The sequence below is a fragment of the Ruegeria sp. AF2 genome (genome assembly GCF_056542025.1).
In genome coordinates this window covers 31749-53169 of record NZ_JBQFZC010000006.1, presented here as the reverse complement: position 1 = coordinate 53169, position 21421 = coordinate 31749, and the positions used below count along the sequence as shown (strand labels likewise).

Below are 21421 nucleotides of genomic sequence, written 5' to 3'. Positions count from 1 at the left end.
ATTCCGGGCTCCGAAGACATTCAGACCAAGCGAGTTTGCACATGAGCGGTAAGGTTTTTCTGATTGGCGCAGGCCCCGGTGACCCCGAACTTATGACCCTGCGCGCGCTGCGGATGCTGCAAGAGGCGGACGTGGTGGTCTATGACCGTCTGGTCTCGGCCGATATCCTCAATCTGCACGCTGATGGCGCACGGCTGATCCCGGTTGGGAAGGCCCCCAAGTGTCATACCGTGCCGCAGGATCGCATCAACGAAATCCTCGTCGAGGAAGCCAGCGCCGGTCACACCGTTGCTCGCCTCAAGGGGGGTGACCCGATGATCTTCGGACGCGGCTCGGAAGAGGCCGCGCACCTGATGGCAAACGGCATCCCAGTCGAATACGCGCCGGGCATTACCGCAGCGCAGGGGGCATCCTGTTCGACAGGCGTGCCGCTGACCCATCGCGGGTTGGCGACATCAGTGCAATATGTCACCGGGCACCGACAGGCCGACAAGGTGCTGGATCTGGATTGGAAACGTCTGGCCGACCCGGACTCGACCTTAGTCGTCTATATGGGCGTCGCCAATATCGGCCAGATCGCCATGGGACTGATGACCGAGAACCTGCCCGACTCAACTCCGGTTTTGGCGGTAGGCAAAGCGACCACACCTGATGAGCGCCGGATGGTATCCCGGCTGGATCGGCTGGCCGCTGATGTGCGCAAGGCCGGGCTAAAGGCGCCCACGCTGTTCATCATCGGCAAGGTAGTTTCACTTTATGCAGAACGGCCTGTGGCCGACCTTTTGGAGCAGGCGCATGGCTAAGTTCGGTTCCGGAAGGCCGGCACAGCAACCGGCTGTGAGAGGACGCAAAGGATGGGCAGCACGTGCTGTCCTCACTTCCGCAGTGCTTGTTGCCACCACGGCCTTCGCTGCTGACACGCTTGACCCCAACGCACTGAAACGCCTTGTCCATCAGGACTGCGGCTCTTGCCACGGGCTGTCGCTGAAAGGTGGTCTCGGCCCTGATCTGAGATCCGAGACTCTGGAGCACTACGACGCGGACGTTCTGACCGGCGTGATCCTCGACGGCATCCCCGACACCGCGATGCCCCCATGGCGGCCTCTGATCAGCGAAGAAGAGGCCGAATGGATCGCCCGTTACCTGCTGGCACAGGAGGCACAATGAAACAGCTCATCCTTACCCTCGCCGCCACCCTTATGATGACCACCGCCCAGGCTGAACCCACGGCGACCGGCGACCTAGGACTTGTGATCGAACGCGCCAAGGGCTCGGTTCTTCTGGTGGACCAATCCGACCGCGCAGCGCTGGCGCGGATCGAAGGTCTGGGCGATCTGTCCCATGCCTCGCTGGTCTATTCACCCGATGAACGCTTTGCCTATGTATTTGGACGAGACGGCGGCCTGACTAAGGTGGATATCGTCACCCGCCAGATCGTGAACCGGGTCGTGCAGGCGGGCAACGCCATTGGCGGTGCCATTTCGGATGACGGCGAGCTGGTCGCTGTATCGAATTATGAACCTGGCGGTGTGCGCGTCTTCGATGCGGACACGCTAGAGATGGTCGCGGACATTCCTACCGACAGCAAAACCATCGGATTGGTCGATGCACCCGGCCGCCGGTTTGTTTTTACCATGTGGGACACGGGCGAGACCTGGATTGCTGATTTCTCCAACGGCGCACCCGCGATCACCAAGATCCCCGACATGGGCAAGAATCCTTACGACGCGCTGATCACCGCAAATGGCCGCACCTATATCACCGGCTTGTTTGGCGAGGATGGCCTGACCGCGCTGGACCTTTGGGCCGAGACGCCCGAACCCATCCGCGTGCTGCCCAACTATGGGCGCGGGCAAGAGGAGATACCGGTCTACAAGATGCCTCACCTCGAAGGCTGGGCGCTGACGGGGCGCGAATTTGTGCTGCCTGCCGTCGGCCATCACGAGGTTCTGTGGATCGACGCCGACACTCTGACCGAGACCGGACGTACGCAGACCCATGGTCAGCCGGTCTTTGCCATGGCCCGTCCTGACGGGCGGCAGGTTTGGGTAAACTTTGCCCACCCTTTGAACGACACCATTCAGGTTATTGATTCTGTGACCAAGGAGATCATTCACGAATTCAAACCCGGCCCTGCCGTACTGCATATGGAGTTCACTCCGCGAGGGCATGAGGTCTGGATCAGCGTGCGCGACGCCAACAAGGTTATGGTCTACGACACGCAAACGTTTGAAAAACTGCGCGAGATTGAGGCCGACAGCCCATCCGGCATTTTCTTCACCGCCCGTGCGCACAGAATGGGGCTTTGACATGCAACACATCACCGATCCCATCGACCGCCGTTTGCTGGACGAGTTTCAGCGCGACTTTCCGATAACAGAGCGTCCGTTTCTGGTGTTGGCTTCTTTGCTAGGGCTGGACGAAGCCGAGGTGATTGATCGCCTAACTCGCATGCAGGCCACCGGGCGGATTACACGCGTGGGTGCCACCATCGCTCCGGGCGCGGTTTCGGCCAGCACCTTGGCCGCTGTTGCGGCCCCCGAACATCGGTTGGAAGAGATTGCAGCCCTGATCGACGCCGAACCGGGCGTGAACCACAACTACCAGCGGGAGGATGACTGGAACCTCTGGTTCGTCGCAACCGGCCCGGATCGCACCCATGTCGATGACACCCTTGCACGGATATCGCAGCGTTCCGGACTGCGGGTTCTGGACCTGCGCCTCGTACGTCCATTCAACGTCGATTTGGGCTTTCGTATGTCGGGAAAAACACGCAATGTTCCTGGCCTTCGTAAGGTGGATCGCTCAGCCATGCAGCCCGGAGATCGCGAGTTGCTGCAGGCGCTCAGCTCGGGCCTGACCCTGACAGAGATTCCTTATGCCGCATTGGCACAAACGCTGGGCAGAGATGATTCCAACGTAATGGGACGTATCGAAGCGCTGCAAACAGCAGGCATAATCTCTCGTCTCGGGGTTATCGTGCGCCACCGGGCGCTCGGCTGGTCAGCCAATGCGATGGTTGTTTGGGACATGCCGCCCGAACAGGTGGACACGGCTGGACCGGCGCTGGCGGCCTATCCCGGCGTGACGCTGTGCTATGAGCGCAACCCGGTCAAGGATGTCTGGCCCTATCGCCTCTATTCCATGATCCATGCACGCTCGCGCCCCGAAGCGATGGAGGTTCTGGCCGCAGCCGCCGCTCTGCCCGAACTGGCAGGCGCACGGAACAAAGTGCTGTTCTCGACCCGTTGTTTCAAACAGACCGGCGCGTTGATCCAACCGAAAGAGGCAGCAGCATGACTATGGACGCAACCGACCGCGTAATCCTGAACCGGATGCAGGATGACCTGCCGCTGACCGCGCATCCCTTTGCCAGTGTAGCCCAGGAACTTGGGATTCCCGAAGACGAACTCCTAACCCGTCTCGCACGAATGAAAGAGCAGCGGATCATCACACGTTTCGGCCCGTTTTTCGACGCCGCTGCAATGGGTGGAGCGTTCTGCCTGTGCGCCATGGCCGTGCCAGAGGATGCATTCGAAACCGTCCTGACCAAAGTCAATGCGCACGCCGAGGTTGCCCATAATTATGAGCGTACGCACCGGCTGAACATGTGGTTCGTGCTGGCCACCGAAACGCCTGAGGGGATCGAGGCCGCCGCTGATGCGATCGAACGGGAAACGGGGATCGAAGTTCTCCGTTTCCCCAAACTACAGGAATTTTTCATCGGCTTCCGGGTGGCAGCATGATCGACGTTCAGGACAGAGAGATTATCGAAGCGCTGCAAAGCGGTCTGCCGCTTGTGCCTGCGCCTTATGCAGCCGTTGCCGAAACACTTGGGTTGGACGAGGATGCCCTTTTGTATCGTCTGGCAGAGCTGAAATCCCATGGTGTTATCCGCCGCATCGCCGCCGCTCCGAACCACTACAAGCTGGGGATGACGGCAAACGGGATGACTGTTTGGGATGTAGACGACAGCCAGATTGCGGATTTGGGCACACAGATCGGGGCGCTGCCCTTTGTCACCCACTGTTACGAACGTCCCCGCGCCCTGCCCGATTGGCCCTACAACCTGTTCGCCATGGTCCACGGTTCTGACCGGGACGAAGTCGAGAAAAAACGCGCCGAGATCACCGCCATTCTGGGCGAGGCCTGCCGGGCCAAGGACATCCTCTATTCCACGCGCATCCTGAAGAAGACAGGGCTGCGGTTGAAAAAGAAAGGCTGAGACATGTTCCGCCTGACCGAATACATGCAGCAGCTCGTCAAACCGACACCGGTGCGCAGACGCCGTCCCGGCCCGGTGAAGCCGGTAGTGATCTGGAACCTGACGCGGCGCTGCAATCTGAAATGCCGCCACTGTTACACCGTTTCAGCAGATGTCGCGTTCCCCGGTGAGCTCAGTCACGAGCAAGCCATGGTAACCCTTGAGGATCTGGGCCAATTCCGCGTCCCGGCCCTGATCCTCTCGGGTGGGGAACCGCTGGACCGGTTCGATTTCTTCGACATCGCCAAACGCGCTCGCGATCTGGTGCCGATGCTGGCACTGTCGACCAACGGTACGCGGATTTACGACGAAACCGCCGACATGATCGCCGACGTGGGCTTCAACTATGTCGGCATTTCGCTGGACGGGATCGGGGCCACGAATGACTGGTTCCGGGGCGTCGAAGGCGCCTTTGCCGATGCTCTGCGCGGCGTACGCGAATGTAAGAAACGCGGTATCAAGGTGGGCCTGCGGTTCTGCCTGACCGAAGGTACGCAACATCACCTGCCTGACCTGCTGCAACTGTGCGACGATGAGGGTGTCGACAAGTTCTACCTGTCTCACCTCGTCTATGCCGGGCGCGGTGACAAGAACCGAGGCGAGGATGCCGAGCATTTGCGCACCCGTAAAGGTTTGGATTTGTTGTTGGAACGCGCGTGGGAAGCCGTCTCAGGCGGTCGTCCGCTGGATATCGTGACTGGCAATAACGATGCCGATGCCGGGTATTTCCTGAACTGGGTTCGGTCGCATTTCGGCCATGACAAAGCTGCCAATGTGCGGGAACATCTTGCGGCGTGGGGTGGCAACTCTAGCGGTTTGGGCGTGGCCAATATCGACAACCTCGGCCGCGTGCATCCCGATACCTATTGGTCCGATTACACTGTTGGCAATGTGAAGACCAAATCGTTTTCGGAACTCTGGACCAGCGATGACCCGATGCTCGCCATGCTGCGTACCCGTCCGCGTCCTTTGAAGGGGCGTTGCGGGGCCTGTCAATTAAAGGATGTCTGCGGTGGCAACACCCGCATCCGTGCCTTGCAACTGACCGGCGACCCGTGGGCCGAGGACCCGGCCTGCTATCTATCAAACGAAGAAATCGGCGTGCAGGGCGCAGGCGAGCGTCTGCAGGTCACGCCGTTCCGAGGGAAAAGCCATGATCCGGCGCATCAATTCTTTTGACACCTTGAAAATCGGCACATTCTGCTCGCTGCTGCTGACCGGCGCAGCTTGGGCTGATGCACCTTTGGATTATGCCGAATTCTGTGCCTCATGCCATGGTGAAAACCGTCTGGGTGGGGTCGGTCCGGCGCTGATCCCCGATACGTTGAAACGGATGCGTGGGCCACGCGTGGCGGCGGTGATTGCCGAAGGGCGTACGGCCACCCAGATGCCTGCGTTTTCGCACGAGTTGGACGCGTTGCAGATCGAGGAACTGGCGGGATGGTTGAAATCTCCGCTGGAGACCGATCCCGAATGGGGCGAGGCCGATATCATGGCCAGCCGGACTCTGGATGATGAGTACGTATCGGTTGACGCGCCTGTCTGGGACAGCGACCCGATGAACATCACGCTGGTGGTGGAAACAGGCGATCATCATGTCAGTGTGCTGGACGGCGATACGTTCGAGGTTCTGGATCGGTTCGAAACCCCGTTCGCCGTGCATGGTGGGCCGAAGTTCAGCCCCGATGGGCGCTATGTCTTCATCATGTCGCGCGATGGCTGGGTGCAGAAATATGATATCTGGGCGCTGAAACAGGTGGGCCGCGTGCGCGCGGGGTTAAACAGCCGCAACATCGCCATGTCGGGTGACGGCAAATGGGTGGCAGTAGCGAACTATTTACCGAACTCACTGACCCTGCTGTCGACAGAGGACTTGTCGGTCGCGAAAGTCATTGAAGTCAAAAGCAAAAAGGGCGTTCCCAGCCGTGTTTCCGCCGTTTATCAGGCACCGCCGCGCGAAAGCTTTGTTCTGGCGCTGAAGGATGTCCCCGAGATTTGGGAGGTGTTCTACGGGGCCAACCCGCCGCAATCCGGTATAGGCCACGATTTCCGCATCGAGGGGCAGTTCAAGAACCCCGACCCGTTCCCCGTGCGCAAGATCACCACGCCTGATTATCTGGACGATTTCTTTTTCGATCAAAGTTATGAATACGTTATGGGCGCCTCGCGTGATGGCAAGGGCGGGCAGGTGATTGATCTGGTGATCGGTCATAAGATCGCAGATCTGGACCTGCCGGGGATGCCTCACTTAGGTTCGGGGATCACCTGGCAGCAGGGCGACACCACCGTGATCGCGACGCCGCATCTGACCGATGGCACGGTCTCGGTGATCGACATGGGAACATGGGAAACCGTCAAGCGGATCAAAACCGAAGGGCCAGGATTTTTCATGCGCAGCCATGAGAACTCGCCTTACGTCTGGGCCGATGTGTTCTTTGGCCCGAACAAGGATGCCATGCACGTGATCGACAAGCAAAGCCTTGAAATCGTGAGAACTTTGCGCCCCGCGCCGGGTAAGACCGTGGCGCATGTAGAATTCACCAAGGATGGCAGTCACGCGCTGGTTTCGATCTGGGAAGATGACGGCGCGGTGATCGTCTATGACGCGCAAACGCTGGAAGAGGTCCGCCGCCTGCCGATGCGCAAACCGTCTGGGAAGTACAATGTCTGGAACAAAATCACCTTCTCGGAAGGCACCAGCCACTGAAGGCAAATGGCCGGTCTGGAAGCTGGCCATCCTGCTTTATCCGGCCACGGCTCTGACCGTGGCCATCAACCTGTTTCTGGCTGGGCTGATCCTGCACAGCGCGGGGTTTGGTGCGATTGAACCAGTACCTGCGATCTTATGGTCCATCCCCTTGGGCGTGCCCGCCTCATGGCTGGCAGGGCGCTGGGTGCGTGGCCTGATGGATGAGGCAGACGATTGATTTGAAAAGAAAATCAGAAATTTGCTTCACCTAACCTAAGTCAAGTCGCGACTCGGTAGAATCCAATACCCCAAAGGCATAGCTTTCCGAGTCGGAGACTCCATGCCTGCCCTGATCCCTCTGCACAATCTCCCTGTACGCGCAACTCGCGCGGCATGTGGGTTGGCAGGCATATTCCTTCTGTTGTTGCAGGCCTTTGGACCGGTGCTGGCGAGTCCCGGTGAAAGTGTCTGGATGGAGATCTGCTCGGAAGGCGGCGCGGTCTGGGTTGAAGTTGATCTTGAGGAGGACACCGAAGACCCGACCGCGTACTGCCCAAAATGCGCCGATTGCGCGCTGTGCGCTGTCACCAGTGCAGCGCCCGCACCCGAGCTGGTGCAGATACCGCAAATCGGAAACTTCCGTGTTGTACAGCTTCAGAACAGCAAATCTTCCATGTTGTACAAGTCGCATAAGCTGTGGCCCGAAACCCGGGGACCTCCGCGCCCGACCCAAGAAACTGCTGAACGCGCCCTGCGCGCGACCATGGTGTCCACCCTAAGTATCGGAGGTGCGCCGTGGTCGTAAGTCGCGCAATCCATATAATGCTGGCCCTTGCCCTGTCCTGCCTGATGGCGATCAGTGCCCATGCCGACAGCCTTGCCAGCTTCCTGCCCGAGATTGAACCCGCCGATCTGGCCCCCGGTGCTGATGCCATTGGGCCGGTCCGCGATGACGTTCCGGTTGCACCCGTTCTGAAGGCCGGCGAGACCGTTGCCTGGGCCTTCCTAACCTCTGACTTCGTTGGCACCACCGGCTATTCCGGCAAACCGATCCATGTGGTCGCCGCCATCGATGATCAAGCGGTGCTGACCGGTGTGCAACTGGTCAAACACTCGGAGCCCATCGTTCTGATTGGCATCCCCAACGCGCGCATGGTTGAGCTGACCGAAGGCTATGCCGGTCTGGACTTGAAGGTTGAGGCTGAAACCGGCGGTGAGGGGCATGACCTCGATATCATCTCGGGGGCCACCGTCACGATCATGGTGATTGATGACAGTCTTGTGCGCGGCGGCATCAAGGTGGCGCGGGCGCTGGGGTTGGGCGGTTTGTCTCCGCTGCAGGCCGATGGGCCGAAACGCGAAGTCGATCTGGCGCAGGATGCGGTATACGACTGGACCACCCTGTCCGGCGACGGCTCGGTCCGGCGACTAACGCTGGATATCGGGCAGGTCAACGCTGCGTTCGAAGCCACCGGAGATCAGCGCGCCATCAAACGCCCTGAACCCGGCGAACCAGATGACACCTATATTGATATGCATATGGCGTTGGTATCCGTGCCGTCGATCGGCAAGTCGCTGCTGGGTGAGGCCGAATATCAAAACATGGTCGACTGGCTGGACGAAGGCGAGCAGGCCATTCTGGTGCTGGGGCGTGGGGCCTACAGCTTCAAGGGCTCGGGCTATGTCCGGGGCGGGATTTTCGACCGGATTCAGTTGATCCAAGGCGACAATTCGGTGCGATTCTTCGACAAGCAGCAGCGCCGGTTGGGCAAGGTTGCGGCACCCGATGCCCCAAGCTTCACGGAATTGGACATCTTCAAGATCCCCGCTGAGGCCGAGTTTGATCCGGCCGAGCCCTTCCGCCTGCAACTGTTGGCGCAGCGGGCTGTGGGCGCGGTTGAGAAGACCTTTCTGACCTTCGATCTGGGCTACAAACTGCCCGAGCAGTATCTGCTGCCCGTTACGGCCCCTGTAGTCGTCGATGACGCCACCGGCGAGGCAGCAGCCAAGGCCGCGCTTTGGAAACGCATCTGGAAGGATCGCACGGTTGAGATCGGGGTGCTGGGCGTCATGCTTTTGGTGCTGACAGCGACATTCTTCTTCCAGTTCCACGCCACCATGAACGCCCGCGTCTTCGATTGGTTCCGCATCGGATACCTGACCATGACGCTGTTCTTCATCGGCTGGTACGCCAATGCGCAGCTGAGCGTGGTGAACTTGATGGCGCTGGCAGGCAGTCTGCGCACCGGCTTCTCTTGGGATGCCTTCTTGCTGGACCCGTTGGTCTTCATCCAATGGTTCGCTGTCGCTGCCGCGCTGCTGTTCTGGGGTCGGGGTGCTTATTGCGGCTGGCTGTGCCCGTTTGGCGCGCTGCAGGAACTGACCAACAAGATCGCGCGGGCCTTCAAGGTGCCGCAATGGACACTGCCCTGGGGCCTGAATGAGCGGCTCTGGCCCGCGAAATACATGATCTTCCTCGTGCTGTTCGGGATCAGTTTTGTCTCGATCCCGCTGGCTGAAACCTATGCCGAGGTCGAGCCGTTCAAGACCGCGATCATTCTGAAATTCATGCGCGACTGGCCCTTCGTGGTCTTTGCGCTGACCCTGCTGGGGATCGGGCTGTTCATCGAACGGTTCTATTGCCGCTATCTCTGCCCCTTGGGTGGTGCGCTGGCGATCCCTGCCCGTATCCGCATGTTCGACTGGCTGCGCCGCTACAAGGATTGCGGCACCCCCTGTCAGACCTGCGCCAACGAATGCCCCGTTCAGGCGATCCACCCCACCGGTGAGATCAATCCGAACGAGTGCGTCACCTGCCTGCATTGTCAGGTGCTCTACCAGTCCGAGGACAAATGTCCCGTCGTTATCCGCCAGTTGAAACGGCGGGCCAAGACAGGGTCGGTTCAACCGAAAACCCCCCTCGGACAACCACCGGCGAACCATCCGAACGCCAAACCGCAAACCGTTTCCTAAAAAGGAGGAACGATCATGTCGGAACACGATAAGAAACTGAACGTCACACGCCGCGGACTGCTGGGTGCATCTGCAACCGGCGCCGTGTTGGCCGGAACCGGTCTGGGCAGCACCCTGATGACCGCGAAAGAGGCCAGCGCCGCCGCCAATGCCGCGCTGGAGCCCGGCGAGTTGGACGAATATTACGGCTTCTGGTCCTCGGGTCAGACCGGCGAGGTGCGTATCCTCGGCGTGCCGTCGATGCGCGAGTTGATGCGCATTCCGGTATTCAACCGCTGCTCGGCCACCGGCTGGGGCCAGACCAACGAGTCGCTGAAGATCCTGACCGAAGGGCTGCTGCCCGAGACCAAGCAGTACCTGGCCGCCAATGGCAAAGTCACCTATGACAATGGCGACCTGCACCACCCGCACATGTCCTTCACCGATGGCACCTATGATGGCCGCTATTTGTTCATGAATGACAAGGCCAACACACGCGTCGCGCGCATCCGCTGCGACGTGATGAAATGCGACAAGATCATCGAAATCCCGAACGCGCATGACATCCACGGTCTGCGTCCGCAGAAATACCCGCGCACCGGCTATATCTTCGCCAATGGCGAACACGAGGCACCGCTGGTCAATGATGGCGAAATCCTCGACGATCCGTCGCAATACGTGAACATCTTCACCGCCATCGACGGTGATACTATGGAGATCGCATGGCAGGTGATGGTGTCGGGCAACCTCGACAACACCGACTGCGACTATCAGGGCAAATACGCGTTCTCGACCTCGTACAACTCGGAAATGGGGATGAACCTTGCCGAGATGACCGAGAATGAGCTGGACCATGTGGTCGTGTTCAACCTCAAGGGTATCGAAGACGCTGTTGCCGCCGGGAACTATCAGGAACTGAACGGCGTCAAGGTCGTGGACGGGCGCAAAGCGGCCGGTGGCAACCTGACGCGGTATATTCCGATCCCGAATTCGCCGCATGGTGTGAACGCAGCACCCGACAAGAAACACATCATGATCAACGGTAAGCTGTCTCCGACCGTGTCGGTAATCGATGTGGAAAAGGTCGATGCGCTGTTTGCCGACAATGCCGATCCACGCTCGGCCATCGTGGCGGAACCGCAGCTGGGTCTGGGCCCGCTTCACACCGCGTTTGACGGCAAGGGCAACGCCTACACCACCCTGTTCCTGGACAGCCAGGTGGTGAAGTGGGACATCGCCAAGGCCATCGAAGCCTACGGTGGTGCGGATGTTGATCCGATCCTAGACAAAGTGGATGTGCATTATCAGCCGGGCCACAATTCGACCTCGATGGGCGAAACGGCTGAGGCTGATGGCAAGTGGCTGATTTCGATGAACAAGTTCTCGAAAGACCGCTTCCTGAACGTCGGACCACTGAAGCCGGAAAACGAGCAGTTGATCGATATCTCGGGCGATAAGATGAAGGTGGTCCATGACGGCCCGACCTTCGCGGAACCGCATGACTCGATCCTCGTGCACCGGTCCAAGGTGAACCCGGTCAATGTCTGGGACCGCAACGACCCGATGTGGGAAGAAGCGCGCCAGCAGGCTGCCGCCGATGGTGTGGACCTTGAAGAGGGCGCCGAGGAGCCAATCCGCGATGGCAACAAGGTGCGGGTCTACATGACCTCGACCGCGCCGGTGTTCAGCCTTGAGAAGTTCACCGTCAAACAGGGTGACGAGGTAACGTTGTATGTCACCAACCTGGATGACGTGGATGACGTGACCCACGGGTTGTGTCTGTCGAACTTCGGCATCGCGATGGAGGTTGCGCCGCAGGCCACCGCCTCGGTCACCTTCATTGCCGACCGTCCGGGCGTGCACTGGTTCTATTGCCAGTGGTTCTGCCACGCGCTGCACATGGAGATGCGCGGCCGGATGTTCGTTGAGCCGCGGAGCGCGTAACCATGCGTTGGCCCCTGCTCATACCGCTCCTGCTCGGCTCGCCTCTTTGGGCGGCGGATTGGGATGTGCCCAACCGGGCAGGGGCCATCAACGAGATACTGGCGCAGGCGGCGGATGGGGACACCCTCCGCCTGAGCCCCGGCGTTTACACAGAAACGCTGGTTCTGGACCGGCCCGTCACGATTGACGGGCTGGGACAGGCCACCATCGACGGACAAGGCGAAGGCAGCGTCATCACCGTGACCGGGCCGGGTGTGACCGTGCGCGGGCTGACGGTGATCGGATCGGGCTCGGACCATGACGGGATCGACAGCGGCATCCAGTTGACCAAGACGGCCCATGCGCCGGTGGTCGAAGACAATGTGCTGCTAGGCAATCTCTATGGCATCGACATCCATGGGGCCAAGGACAGTATCGTCCGGCGAAACCGGATTGAAGGGCGGCAAGACCAGCGCATGAACGAGCGTGGCAATGGCGTCTATGTCTGGAACGCGCCGGGTGCGGTGGTTGAGGACAACGATATCCGCTATGGCCGCGACGGAATCTTTGTGAACTCGTCGAAGAAGAACACCTTCACCAACAACCTGTTCCGCGACCTGCGCTTTGCCGTGCATTACATGTATGCCGACAATTCGGTGGTCAGCGACAATGTCTCGATCGGCAACGATCTAGGCTATGCGGTGATGTTCACAACCAATGTGACAGTCGCCAACAACGTCTCGATCGGCGACCGCGAACATGGCGTCATGCTGAACTATGCCAACAAAAGCACCATCACCGGAAACGTTGTGAAAGGTGCGAAAGAGAAATGCACCTTCCTCTATAACTCGAACAAGAACGAGTTCACTGATAACTGGTTTGAGGGGTGCGGCATCGGCATCCACTTTACCGCTGGCAGCGAGCGCAACCGCATCGTTGGCAATTCATTCATCGGGAACCGGACGCAGGTGAAATACGTCTCGACCAAATGGGTCGAGTGGTCCGAAGACGGGCGCGGCAACTACTGGTCCGATTTCGCCGCTTATGATGTGGATGGCAACGGCATTGCCGATGCCCCCTATCGCCCCAATGACAGTATGGACCATGTGCTGTGGACCCAACCCTCAGCAAAATTGTTGCTCGGCTCCCCTGCCGTGCAGCTGGTGCGCTGGTCTCAATCGGCCTTCCCGGCGCTGTTGCCGGGGGGTGTGATGGACAGCAACCCATTGATGCAAGCCCCTGAACCCCCAGCTATGAAAAAGGTGCCTCATGACGGATAAGGCCCTGTCAATCGACCATGTTCTCAAGGACCGTGGAAAAAACCGCGTTCTTGACGATATCACCCTGTCTCTTGCCCCCGGTCAGCGCGTTGCGCTGTTGGGCCATAACGGTGCGGGCAAGTCGACGCTGATCAAATCCATCCTCGGCCTGACGCCGATCCATGGTGGCGCCATTCGGATCGGAGACGCCACCCCCGGCAGCGCGCAGGCGCGTCGCGAGACGGCCTATCTGCCTGAAGCGGTGTCGTTTCATCCCGCGCTGACCGGGCGTGAGCAGTTGACCCTGTTTGCGCAGCTTTCAGGTGCAAAGGCCGACGTGCTTGGCCTGTTGGAGCGCGTTGGTCTCAGCGACGCATTGGACCGCCGGATCGGTACCTATTCCAAAGGCATGCGGCAACGTCTGGGTCTGGCGCAGGTGCTGCTGGGCCAACCGAAAGTGGCCTTGCTGGATGAGCCGACAAGCGGGTTGGACCCGATTTCTCGGCAGGACCTGTACGCCATCATCGACGAACTGGCTGCCCAAGGCACCGCCGTTCTGATCGCATCCCACGCGCTGACCGAGGTCGAGGCGCGTACTGATCGCATCGCCATCTTGCGCAAGGGCCGGATGGTCGCTGATGACACCCTGAACAATCTGTCGGCTCTGGCCGGTCTGCCGATCCGCCTGAAGGTGCGCGCCAGTGCCAATCCTGATGTGCTGGCCGCCGAACTGGGTGGCAACCGGATCAATGGGGCATCCGTTGAATTGCTCTGCGCACCCGAAGACAAGATGGAGGCGCTGCGCCGGATCGCCGGGTTGGGCGATGCGGTGGCGGATGTGGAAATGACCCCGCCCAAGCTGGAAGACCTCTATCGCCACTACGCACAGGAGGATTTGCAATGACCCGCTTCCTCGCCATCACCCGCACCGAAATGCTGATCCTGCGCCGCAACCGCTGGCTGTTGGTCGCCACGTTGATCATGGTTCTGTTCGCGCTGGCGCTGACCTTTGCAGGCAGCGCGCCAACCGGCACGCTGGGGGTCGACATGTTGACCGTTTCGGTGGCCTCGATGACCACGCTGTCGGTCTATCTTGCGCCGCTTCTGGCGCTGATGATCGCCTTTGACGCCATCGCGGGCGACGTGGATCGCGGCAGCCTGTCACTGCTGCTGTCTTACCCGGCAGGACGCGGAGAAATCCTGTTGGGCAAGTTCACCGCCCATCTGGCCGCGCTGGCCTTTGCCATGACCATCGGTTTCGGCACCGCTGGCGCAGTGGCCGCCTTCTTTGGCGGCGCGGGTCCGGAAAGCCTGATGGCTCTGGTCCGCCTGATCCTCACATCTATCCTGCTGGGCGCTGTCTTTCTGGCGCTTGGATACTTGCTGTCCGCCCTGGCAAAGGGGGCCACGGCGGCGGCAGGTTTGTCGGCCGGGCTCTGGCTGGTTTTTGTCGTCCTCTATGATCTGGGCCTGTTGGGGGCCGTCGTCATGGACAAGGGCGGCACCTTCACCCAATCCGTCTTTCCATGGGTGATGGTGGCCAACCCGGCCGACGCATTCCGTTTGTGGAACATCGCCGCAACCGAGGGCGTTGCCATGGCCTCCGGCATGACCGGGGCGGCGCAGGCCCTGCCGGTCTGGGCCGCGCCCGCCTCGCTGCTGATCTGGCCGGTGCTGGGCTTTGCCCTTGCGCGTCTCGCATTTCGGAGAGTTGAGCCATGAGATACCTAGCCCTGATCGCTCTGGTCGCGTTGACGGCCTGCAAAGAAGAGGTGGCCGAGGCCCCCGACCCGGTTGATCTCACCCCGGATGCGCTGAGTTATTTCTGCCAGATGAACATCGCGGAACATGGCGGGCCCAAAGGGCAGATCCATCTGGAAGGCTATCCCGCGCCTTTGTTCTTTGCGCAGGTGCGCGACATGCTGGCCTATCTGAAAAGCCCCGAACGCGATGCGAAGATTACCGCTGTTTATGTCAGTGACATGAGCGTCGCGCCCAGCTGGCGGCAACCGGGGATTTCCAACTGGATCGCCGCCGATGGTGCGACCTTTGTCGTCGGCGCCGATGTGGCCGGCGGCATGGGTGCGCGCGAAATCGTGCCCTTTGGCGACCCCGCCGCGGCAGAGGCGTTCATTGCCGAATATGGCGGCGTCGCCCTGCCACTGTCTGATATTCCCGATGCCGAAGTGCTGGGCCCCGTCGATTTGAACCTCGCGCTGGAGACGCCCGCATGACCATTCTGACCCGCCGCCGTTTCCTGGCCATCTCAGCCGCCTGCGCCGCCGTACCCGCTGCTGCTGGCAACGTCGCCCAATGGCGCGGTATCGCGCTGGGCGCACCCGCCAGCCTGAGGCTGGAAGGCTCGACGGGCGCACAGGCCGCGCCGATCTTTGCTGCGGTCGAGGCAGAGCTGAATCGGCTGGAGGATATATTCAGCCTCTACCGGACGCACTCGCAGATCAGTCAGCTTAACCGGATCGGCCACCTGGTCACCCCGGCGCCTGAGCTGCTGGAGGTGCTGAGCCTGTGCTCCACGCTTCACGACGCTTCGGGCGGGGTGTTTGATCCGACGATCCAGCCTCTGTGGCTAGCGCTCGCCAGTGGCGCGGCGGGGTCGCAAGTGGAACATGCACGCCAGGCGATTGGTTGGGACAAGGTTCACGTAAGCGCCGGTGAGATCCGCCTGCCGCATCCCGGACGCTCGGCGATTACCCTGAACGGGATTGCTCAAGGTGCGATCACTGACCGGATTGCCGCTTTGATGCGATCCTTCGATCTGCGCGATGTGCTGGTGGATATGGGCGAAGTCGCCGCCCTTGGCCAGCGGAGCAATGGCGAGCCGTGGCGCGTCGGGCTGGCCAAGCCCGACGGTGCTGTCGCCAAACGGATCACACTGCAGGACCGCGCCGTCGCAACCTCGGCCCCCGAAGGCACCATGCTGCAGGGCGATCAGGGGCATGTCCTGAACCCGAAAGGGTTGGGTGCGCCCTATCAGGCTGTATCAATCTCAGCCTCGCAGGCAGCATTGGCAGACGGGCTCTCAACCGCCCTATGCGTAACCCCGCGTGCCAAAACAAACGCGCTGATATCGCGTTTTCCGGGCGCGCGTATCGAGATGAGTATCTGAGCGCGGGTAAGACTTGTCGTAAGAGGATGGTGCCTCAAGAGGGACTCGAACCCCCGACCTTGTCCTTACGAAGGACCTGCTCTACCAGCTGAGCTATTGAGGCGATGCGGAAGCTCGTTTAACGGCAGCGCGCGGGTCATGCAAGCGTGGATTGCCGGGCCGGTGCGCGGTTGACCACTACGCATTCATCCCGCATCCTGACGCCAACATGATCCGCCCGGCGGGTTACGGTGGTTTATCAGATATTTGGCAAGGTCATTTGGATGTCCGGGAATTCGCAGAAGTCTTATGTGCTAGACACCCACCGGCTGCGCGACCCGGAAGAGACCCTGGCCATCGTCAAACCGTTTCTCAAGCAGATGGGCATAACCCGGATCGCCAACCTGACGGGGCTGGACCGGGTTGGATTGCCGACAGTGATGGTGACGCGGCCAAACTCGCGCTCGGTCGCGGTGTCGCTGGGCAAGGGGCTGTCGCTGAGCGCAGCCCGGGCTTCGGGCGTGATGGAAGCGATTGAATCCTGGCACGCAGAGCGGATCGAACTGCCGCTACGGCTGTCCAGCTTTGCTGATCTGGCGGTGGAGTATGTGATCGATGCCGACCGTCTGCCCAGCGTCACCGGCGGGCAGTTCGACCCTCATCAGGCGATACTGTGGGTGCTGGGGCGCGATCTGCCCTCGGGCCAGCCCTGCTGGGTGCCGTATGAGATGGTGGACACCGATTATACCACCTCGCCCGTGGCTGGGCAGCGGGCGTTTCCGCGAACGACAAACGGGCTGGCGTCCGGTAACAACGTGACCGAAGCCAGTTGCCACGCGATCTGCGAGTTGATCGAGCGTGACGCCACAACGCTGTGGCACCACCGGGGCGCAACCCCGCGTGTTGATCCCCGTACAGTGGACGACCCGCGTTGCCTTGAGGCGATGGAACAGATTACTGCGGCGGGGCTGGATTTGGGAATCTGGGAAACGACCTCGGACATCGGCATCGCCAGCTTTCGCTGCGCGATCTGTGAGGGCGGAAGCACGACGGGCCATATCGGCATCGGCGACGGCTGCCACCCGGATCGCGCCATTGCCCTGCTGCGGGCGCTGACCGAGGCGGCGCAAACACGGTTGACCTATATCTCGGGCGCGCGGGATGATCTGGACCCGGAAGAGTTCTCGGACACTGCCCGGAACTGGCGCAGCGGATACATCCGCGAACTGATCGATGGCTCGGCGCCTATCGGTGATTTCACCGAATGCCCAACCTACGTGACCGGATCTTTCACGGATGACCTGTCTTTGTTGCTGGCGCGCCTGTCCGAGGCAGGCATTGATCAGGTGGTCACTGTTGATCTGTCGCGACCCGAAATTGACATCGCAGTGGTGCGCGCGGTGATACCGGGCTTGGAAGCGCCCCATGACGATCCCGACTTTGTCGCAGGCCCCCGTGCGCGAGCGGTGATGTCATGAGTGTGGTTGTTTTTGTCGGGCCGACGCTACGGGTCGAAGCCGTACGCGAACATCTGAACGCCACTATTCTACCCCCGGTTCAGCAGGGCGATGTGTATCGGGCAGTGCGGGAAAAGCCGCGTGCGATCGGGATTATAGACGGGTATTTCGACGGGGTGCCCTCGGTCTGGCACAAGGAAATCCTGTGGGCCTTGGAGCAAGGTATACCGGTCTTTGGCAGTGCCAGCATGGGTGCGCTGCGCGCGGCAGAGCTGGCGGATTTCGGGATGATCGGGATCGGCCAGATTTTTGAGGGTTACCTGAATGGTGCCATCGAAGATGATGACGAGGTGGCGGTGCTGCACGGCCCTGCCGAGCTTGGCTTTCCACCGCTGAGCGAGCCTATGGTCTCGATCCGCGCCACCATTGCGCAAGCCAAGACAGCGGGTGTGTTGTCGTCAGAGACGGGCGACGCGTTGCAGCAAAAGGCGAAAGACCTGCACTACCGTGACCGGGTTTGGGATCGCATCCTTGAGGGCACTTCGGACCCGCAACCCTTTCTACGATGGTTACCCGAGGGGCAGGTGGATGCGAAAGGGGACGACGCCCGCACGATGCTGGCTGAGATGGCCCGCTTTCTGGATGCTGGAACGAATGTGTCAGACGCACATCGCACCGAACGGACGCTGGTCTGGCGTGACCTCTGCGCTCGTGTGGATGGGGAAGCCGCACAACAGGATAGCGAGGCGCGGGCGCTAGTGGATGAGCTGCGGCTTGATCCGGTTCTCTACGCGCATCTGCGTGATCGCGCGGCGTTAGGCTTGCTGTCCAAAGACGAAACCCGCCGGCAGGGTTTGGAGCCGGATAAAAACGCCGTGGTCAAGCAAATGACAGAGCATCGGCTGGAGGCCAGACTGCCCCGCCACGCGGATTTGCTTGAATGGCTGGAAGAAAATGACCTGACCCTTACGCAGTACGAGGCGATGCTGGCCGACAAATCCCGTGTCGATATCGCAATCCAAACGCTGGCCGAGACAATGGATGCCGCTTTGCTAGCCGAGCTTCGACGCTCGGGCGACTACAGCGCGTTGCGCGACCGGGCGCAGCGCAAAGCGGCGTTGCCGCCGGACCAAAGCAACGCTGCAACCCGGACGCGCGCCTTGATCTGGTATTTTGAAACACGTCTTGACCAGAGGGTGCCGGATGATCTTGACTCCTACGCGGTCGGGCTTGGCCTTGAGGGGCGCGATGCCTTGGTTGATTTGGTTGCCGCCGAGTTCATGTTTTGCCAAGCTGGTGGCGATCTGGTTGACCAAGAGCCCGGATTGGCAGCCGGTCTGCACGCCGGCGGATAACGGGAGGGAAAATTGGCAATCTGGCCCGACTATTCAGAGAATGACCCCCCCGGCACGCGGTTCTTACTATATCCGCAATCGCCCTTTTTAGAGCCGAATTCCAAGCCCGAACTGGTCGAAATATCGGCCCCGCAAGGGACCATAGGCCCAGGCCCATCGGGCCCCCGCATGTATGCGATGTACCCGGTCGACAAAACGACCCCCTATGGCGCGATGATCGAGGGTGAAGACGGCCCCGAGATGTATCTGCCCGCATGGGACGGCTATATCCTGCCGCCGCCCGAGCCCGATGAGTTTGGCAATTTCATCCATATCGATCCCGAGGACCCGGCCTTTGAAGCCGCCCATCTGTTCGGAGCGGCCCATTTCACCATGGATGTGTGGGAGGGCTATTTTAATCGCCCGATCCCCTGGCATTTCGCGCGTGATTTCGAGCGGCTTGAGCTATCGTTGCTGCCAAGTCTAGATAACGCGCATATCGGTTGGGGATTTCTGGAAACCGGTGGCACTCGCGATATCGGTGACGAATACCGCCCCTACAGCCTGAACTTCGATGTGGTCGCGCATGAGATCGGCCATGCCATCATCTACAGCGTGGTCGGCATGCCATCCGAAGAGGATGCGACCGGCGAGTATTATGGGTTCCATGAATCGGCGGCCGATATGGTGGCGCTGTTGGCGTCGCTGCATTTCGGCTCGGTCGTGGATGAATTGCTGAAAAACACGCGCGGCAACCTTTATACCTATAACCGGCTGAGCCGCTTTGCCGAGCTGTCGCAGAACTCGCAAATTCGGATCGCCGCCAATGACCGGACGCTTTCTGAATTCTCGCATGGATGGTCCAGCGAACACGCCCTTTCGGAACCACTGACCGGGGCGATGTTCGATATTCTGGTCGATATCTACCACGAACGACTGGTAGCACATGACGTGATCGACCCGGAGATGGAGGAGCTCTCGGACGAGTTGGAAGGAACCGACGAATACAATGCGATCATGCAGGACCTGTTCGACGAACATTACGCAGCCGACCCCGAAGGCTTTCGGGTCGCCCTGATCGAAGCGCGGGACCTGCTGGGGTCCTACCTTGCAGATGCGTGGGAGAAACTGGACCCCGATATGCTGAGCTACTTCGGCGTTGAACGCGCCTTGGTCATGGTCGATCACGAGGTCACCGGCGGCGCATTCCGGCAGATTATCGAAGGCAATTTCCGCATGCGCCACATCGGATTGACAGCGCCCGGCCCCCGTTTGACCAAGCCCGACGGCACGAGCCATGCCGCGTCGGTTCGTACGCTGTCACCCGAGGTGAATGAACCTTAAAGTCTTTGTTTTTCCCCCGCTATTGTGGCAGGTTACGCGCACGGGGTGATAATAGTGACATTCAACGCGCACTGAATGCGCAAACCGGGACAGGCGAGGCAATCGGCAGCGTCGACCCCCGATAGGGAGAAAGTGATATGTCTGAGTCCTTACTCAGTTTTTCCGAGGTATTACTGTTTGGGCGAGAGTTAAGTGATTTAAAACTGAAACAACGCTCGGTCCGGTTGGCCGAAGAGGTTGAGGAAGACTACGACTTCAGTAAGAAATTCACCAAAATCGACGGCGTACATGTCCGGGAAGACGATCGTGTTCTGGTCCAGGTCGGGGATGCGGCAAACGAAAAGTCCGGAATCTACAAGGTCATCAAGGACGGCGACAAGTTCAAGTTCGACAAGCGGAAGAAGGTTCCGCACGACTCGTTTGTCTATATACGCCGTGGACGTCAGTTCAAGCATACCCACTGGCAGCAGATCGCGAACCGGCACTCGGAACAGCTGTTCATCGAACAGGATGGCCGCCGGAGGGGTCGCGGCGTCAATAATTTCATCGGGGACCAGTTCGGAGGCGATGCACGACTGGCCCGGATTTACGGCTTCGCCTATGACGGCACCTATTACGAGATGCCGGAGCCCACGATCTTTCTGGTGCATGGCGAAGGCGAGAGCGCGACGGGTGGCAACCTGCCCCATGGCTTCAAGCTGCAGACCAGCAATGACGCTAACGCGCCGGACACCACACAACAGGCCGCACGCGCGCCGATGAACCCCTCGGTTTCGGGCGTCGCGGCAGCGGATTACCAGATGGCCAATGATATTCGCGTCTGGAACTACGATCAGGCCGATTACACCATCCGCATGGATATCGCAGCCGGTCAGATCGAAGACGTGCTGCTGGACGTCTATTTTGAGTATGACGCACCGATGATGTCCGGAGCCAAGGTCTCGGGCGCCAAGGTGAGCGGGGCCAAGGTCTCGGGCGCCAAGGTCAGCGGGGCCAAGGTGTCCGGTGCTAAGGTGTCAGGTGCCAAAGTCAGCGGCGCAAAGGCACGTGGTGAATAGGACGGCTGAAATGATCCTGACCTATTGACGTTTGG

21 protein-coding genes and 1 tRNA gene are annotated in these 21421 nt (G+C 60.3%); 21 read left to right on the top strand and 1 reads right to left on the bottom strand.

What is annotated here, in order from left to right:
* Positions 1-41: 41 nt before the first annotated feature.
* From cobA to ACR0NM_RS17050, 17 genes are all read left to right on the top strand, one after another.
* Positions 42-803, top strand: coding sequence for a uroporphyrinogen-III C-methyltransferase (cobA, locus tag ACR0NM_RS17130; protein ID WP_480615846.1), 762 nt, complete (start codon positions 42-44; stop codon positions 801-803).
* Complete coding sequence (locus ACR0NM_RS17125; protein ID WP_480588172.1) at positions 796-1167, top strand: c-type cytochrome; 372 nt, start codon at positions 796-798, stop codon at positions 1165-1167. Before cobA ends, ACR0NM_RS17125 begins: the two co-directional genes overlap by 8 nt.
* Positions 1164-2309, top strand: coding sequence for a cytochrome D1 domain-containing protein (locus ACR0NM_RS17120; protein ID WP_480615844.1), 1146 nt, complete (start codon positions 1164-1166; stop codon positions 2307-2309). The genes ACR0NM_RS17125 and ACR0NM_RS17120 overlap by 4 nt, the downstream gene beginning before the upstream one ends.
* A 1-nt stretch (position 2310) precedes the next feature.
* A complete protein-coding gene (gene ahbB / locus ACR0NM_RS17115; RefSeq protein ID WP_170733817.1) occupies positions 2311-3300 on the top strand; it encodes a siroheme decarboxylase subunit beta in 990 nt (329 codons plus the stop codon).
* Positions 3297-3746 (top strand): AsnC family transcriptional regulator, encoded by a 450-nt coding sequence (locus ACR0NM_RS17110; protein WP_170625392.1) that lies wholly within the window; start codon positions 3297-3299, stop codon positions 3744-3746. Before ahbB (ACR0NM_RS17115) ends, ACR0NM_RS17110 begins: the two co-directional genes overlap by 4 nt.
* On the top strand, positions 3743-4225 hold the full coding sequence (gene ahbB / locus ACR0NM_RS17105) for a siroheme decarboxylase subunit beta (RefSeq protein WP_480615842.1): 483 nt from the start codon (positions 3743-3745) through the stop codon (positions 4223-4225). Before ACR0NM_RS17110 ends, ahbB (ACR0NM_RS17105) begins: the two co-directional genes overlap by 4 nt.
* Positions 4226-4228: 3 nt before the next feature.
* Positions 4229-5443 (top strand): heme d1 biosynthesis radical SAM protein NirJ, encoded by a 1215-nt coding sequence (nirJ, locus tag ACR0NM_RS17100; protein WP_480615840.1) that lies wholly within the window; start codon positions 4229-4231, stop codon positions 5441-5443.
* Entirely contained in the window at positions 5418-6971 is a 1554-nt protein-coding gene (locus tag ACR0NM_RS17095) for a cytochrome D1 domain-containing protein (protein WP_480615838.1), read from the top strand. Before nirJ ends, ACR0NM_RS17095 begins: the two co-directional genes overlap by 26 nt.
* Entirely contained in the window at positions 6928-7191 is a 264-nt protein-coding gene (locus tag ACR0NM_RS17090) for a hypothetical protein (RefSeq protein ID WP_170398115.1), read from the top strand. Before ACR0NM_RS17095 ends, ACR0NM_RS17090 begins: the two co-directional genes overlap by 44 nt.
* A 102-nt stretch (positions 7192-7293) precedes the next feature.
* Positions 7294-7758, top strand: a complete 465-nt coding sequence (locus tag ACR0NM_RS17085) for a DUF2946 family protein (protein WP_170625389.1) — start codon at positions 7294-7296, stop codon at positions 7756-7758.
* A gap of 17 nt (positions 7759-7775) precedes the next feature.
* A complete protein-coding gene (locus ACR0NM_RS17080; protein ID WP_480615945.1) occupies positions 7776-9926 on the top strand; it encodes a 4Fe-4S binding protein in 2151 nt (716 codons plus the stop codon).
* Between the two features lie 15 nt (positions 9927-9941).
* Positions 9942-11849: a TAT-dependent nitrous-oxide reductase gene (gene nosZ / locus ACR0NM_RS17075; RefSeq protein WP_480615836.1), complete on the top strand. Its 1908-nt coding sequence runs from the start codon at positions 9942-9944 to the stop codon at positions 11847-11849.
* Positions 11850-11851: 2 nt separating this feature from the next.
* Positions 11852-13108 carry a nitrous oxide reductase family maturation protein NosD gene (locus ACR0NM_RS17070; protein ID WP_480615834.1) on the top strand — a complete coding sequence of 419 codons (1257 nt, stop codon included), beginning with the start codon at positions 11852-11854 and terminating at the stop codon, positions 13106-13108.
* Positions 13098-13991 carry an ABC transporter ATP-binding protein gene (locus tag ACR0NM_RS17065; protein ID WP_480615832.1) on the top strand — a complete coding sequence of 298 codons (894 nt, stop codon included), beginning with the start codon at positions 13098-13100 and terminating at the stop codon, positions 13989-13991. Before ACR0NM_RS17070 ends, ACR0NM_RS17065 begins: the two co-directional genes overlap by 11 nt.
* Entirely contained in the window at positions 13988-14809 is an 822-nt protein-coding gene (locus tag ACR0NM_RS17060) for an ABC transporter permease (protein WP_170513553.1), read from the top strand. Before ACR0NM_RS17065 ends, ACR0NM_RS17060 begins: the two co-directional genes overlap by 4 nt.
* Positions 14806-15321: a nitrous oxide reductase accessory protein NosL gene (locus tag ACR0NM_RS17055; RefSeq protein ID WP_170408064.1), complete on the top strand. Its 516-nt coding sequence runs from the start codon at positions 14806-14808 to the stop codon at positions 15319-15321. Before ACR0NM_RS17060 ends, ACR0NM_RS17055 begins: the two co-directional genes overlap by 4 nt.
* Complete coding sequence (locus tag ACR0NM_RS17050) at positions 15318-16214, top strand: FAD:protein FMN transferase (protein ID WP_480615830.1); 897 nt, start codon at positions 15318-15320, stop codon at positions 16212-16214. The genes ACR0NM_RS17055 and ACR0NM_RS17050 overlap by 4 nt, the downstream gene beginning before the upstream one ends.
* A 27-nt stretch (positions 16215-16241) precedes the next feature.
* Here the strand turns inward: ACR0NM_RS17050 and ACR0NM_RS17045 are convergent.
* Positions 16242-16317, bottom strand: a tRNA-Thr gene (locus ACR0NM_RS17045).
* A 160-nt stretch (positions 16318-16477) separates the two neighbouring features.
* Here ACR0NM_RS17045 and ACR0NM_RS17040 point away from each other — a divergent pair.
* The 4 genes from ACR0NM_RS17040 (at position 16478) to ACR0NM_RS17025 (ending at position 21386) form a co-directional block, all read left to right on the top strand.
* Positions 16478-17671: a YcaO-like family protein gene (locus ACR0NM_RS17040; protein ID WP_170514659.1), complete on the top strand. Its 1194-nt coding sequence runs from the start codon at positions 16478-16480 to the stop codon at positions 17669-17671.
* A complete protein-coding gene (locus ACR0NM_RS17035) occupies positions 17668-19005 on the top strand; it encodes a TfuA-like protein (protein WP_480615828.1) in 1338 nt (445 codons plus the stop codon). The genes ACR0NM_RS17040 and ACR0NM_RS17035 overlap by 4 nt, the downstream gene beginning before the upstream one ends.
* Positions 19006-19017: 12 nt before the next feature.
* Complete coding sequence (locus tag ACR0NM_RS17030; protein ID WP_170397993.1) at positions 19018-20328, top strand: gluzincin family metallopeptidase; 1311 nt, start codon at positions 19018-19020, stop codon at positions 20326-20328.
* Positions 20329-20465: 137 nt separating this feature from the next.
* The gene (locus tag ACR0NM_RS17025) at positions 20466-21386 is read left to right on the top strand and encodes a pentapeptide repeat-containing protein (protein WP_170397991.1); all 921 of its coding nucleotides are present in this window, start codon (positions 20466-20468) and stop codon (positions 21384-21386) included.
* Positions 21387-21421 lie beyond the last annotated feature (35 nt).

Bases quoted from the DNA above. Each gene is read 5' to 3' on its own strand.
- cobA (WP_480615846.1), top strand. From the start codon at position 42: ATGAGCGGTAAGGTTTTTCTGATTGGCGCAGGCCCCGGTGACCCCGAA.
- ACR0NM_RS17125 (WP_480588172.1), top strand. From the start codon at position 796: ATGGCTAAGTTCGGTTCCGGAAGGCCGGCACAGCAACCGGCTGTGAGA.
- ACR0NM_RS17120 (WP_480615844.1), top strand. From the start codon at position 1,164: ATGAAACAGCTCATCCTTACCCTCGCCGCCACCCTTATGATGACCACC.
- ahbB (WP_170733817.1), top strand. From the start codon at position 2,311: ATGCAACACATCACCGATCCCATCGACCGCCGTTTGCTGGACGAGTTT.
- ACR0NM_RS17110 (WP_170625392.1), top strand. From the start codon at position 3,297: ATGACTATGGACGCAACCGACCGCGTAATCCTGAACCGGATGCAGGAT.
- ahbB (WP_480615842.1), top strand. From the start codon at position 3,743: ATGATCGACGTTCAGGACAGAGAGATTATCGAAGCGCTGCAAAGCGGT.
- nirJ (WP_480615840.1), top strand. From the start codon at position 4,229: ATGTTCCGCCTGACCGAATACATGCAGCAGCTCGTCAAACCGACACCG.
- ACR0NM_RS17095 (WP_480615838.1), top strand. From the start codon at position 5,418: ATGATCCGGCGCATCAATTCTTTTGACACCTTGAAAATCGGCACATTC.
- ACR0NM_RS17090 (WP_170398115.1), top strand. From the start codon at position 6,928: ATGTCTGGAACAAAATCACCTTCTCGGAAGGCACCAGCCACTGAAGGC.
- ACR0NM_RS17085 (WP_170625389.1), top strand. From the start codon at position 7,294: ATGCCTGCCCTGATCCCTCTGCACAATCTCCCTGTACGCGCAACTCGC.
- ACR0NM_RS17080 (WP_480615945.1), top strand. From the start codon at position 7,776: ATGCTGGCCCTTGCCCTGTCCTGCCTGATGGCGATCAGTGCCCATGCC.
- nosZ (WP_480615836.1), top strand. From the start codon at position 9,942: ATGTCGGAACACGATAAGAAACTGAACGTCACACGCCGCGGACTGCTG.
- ACR0NM_RS17070 (WP_480615834.1), top strand. From the start codon at position 11,852: ATGCGTTGGCCCCTGCTCATACCGCTCCTGCTCGGCTCGCCTCTTTGG.
- ACR0NM_RS17065 (WP_480615832.1), top strand. From the start codon at position 13,098: ATGACGGATAAGGCCCTGTCAATCGACCATGTTCTCAAGGACCGTGGA.
- ACR0NM_RS17060 (WP_170513553.1), top strand. From the start codon at position 13,988: ATGACCCGCTTCCTCGCCATCACCCGCACCGAAATGCTGATCCTGCGC.
- ACR0NM_RS17055 (WP_170408064.1), top strand. From the start codon at position 14,806: ATGAGATACCTAGCCCTGATCGCTCTGGTCGCGTTGACGGCCTGCAAA.
- ACR0NM_RS17050 (WP_480615830.1), top strand. From the start codon at position 15,318: ATGACCATTCTGACCCGCCGCCGTTTCCTGGCCATCTCAGCCGCCTGC.
- ACR0NM_RS17040 (WP_170514659.1), top strand. From the start codon at position 16,478: ATGTCCGGGAATTCGCAGAAGTCTTATGTGCTAGACACCCACCGGCTG.
- ACR0NM_RS17035 (WP_480615828.1), top strand. From the start codon at position 17,668: ATGAGTGTGGTTGTTTTTGTCGGGCCGACGCTACGGGTCGAAGCCGTA.
- ACR0NM_RS17025 (WP_170397991.1), top strand. From the start codon at position 20,466: ATGTCTGAGTCCTTACTCAGTTTTTCCGAGGTATTACTGTTTGGGCGA.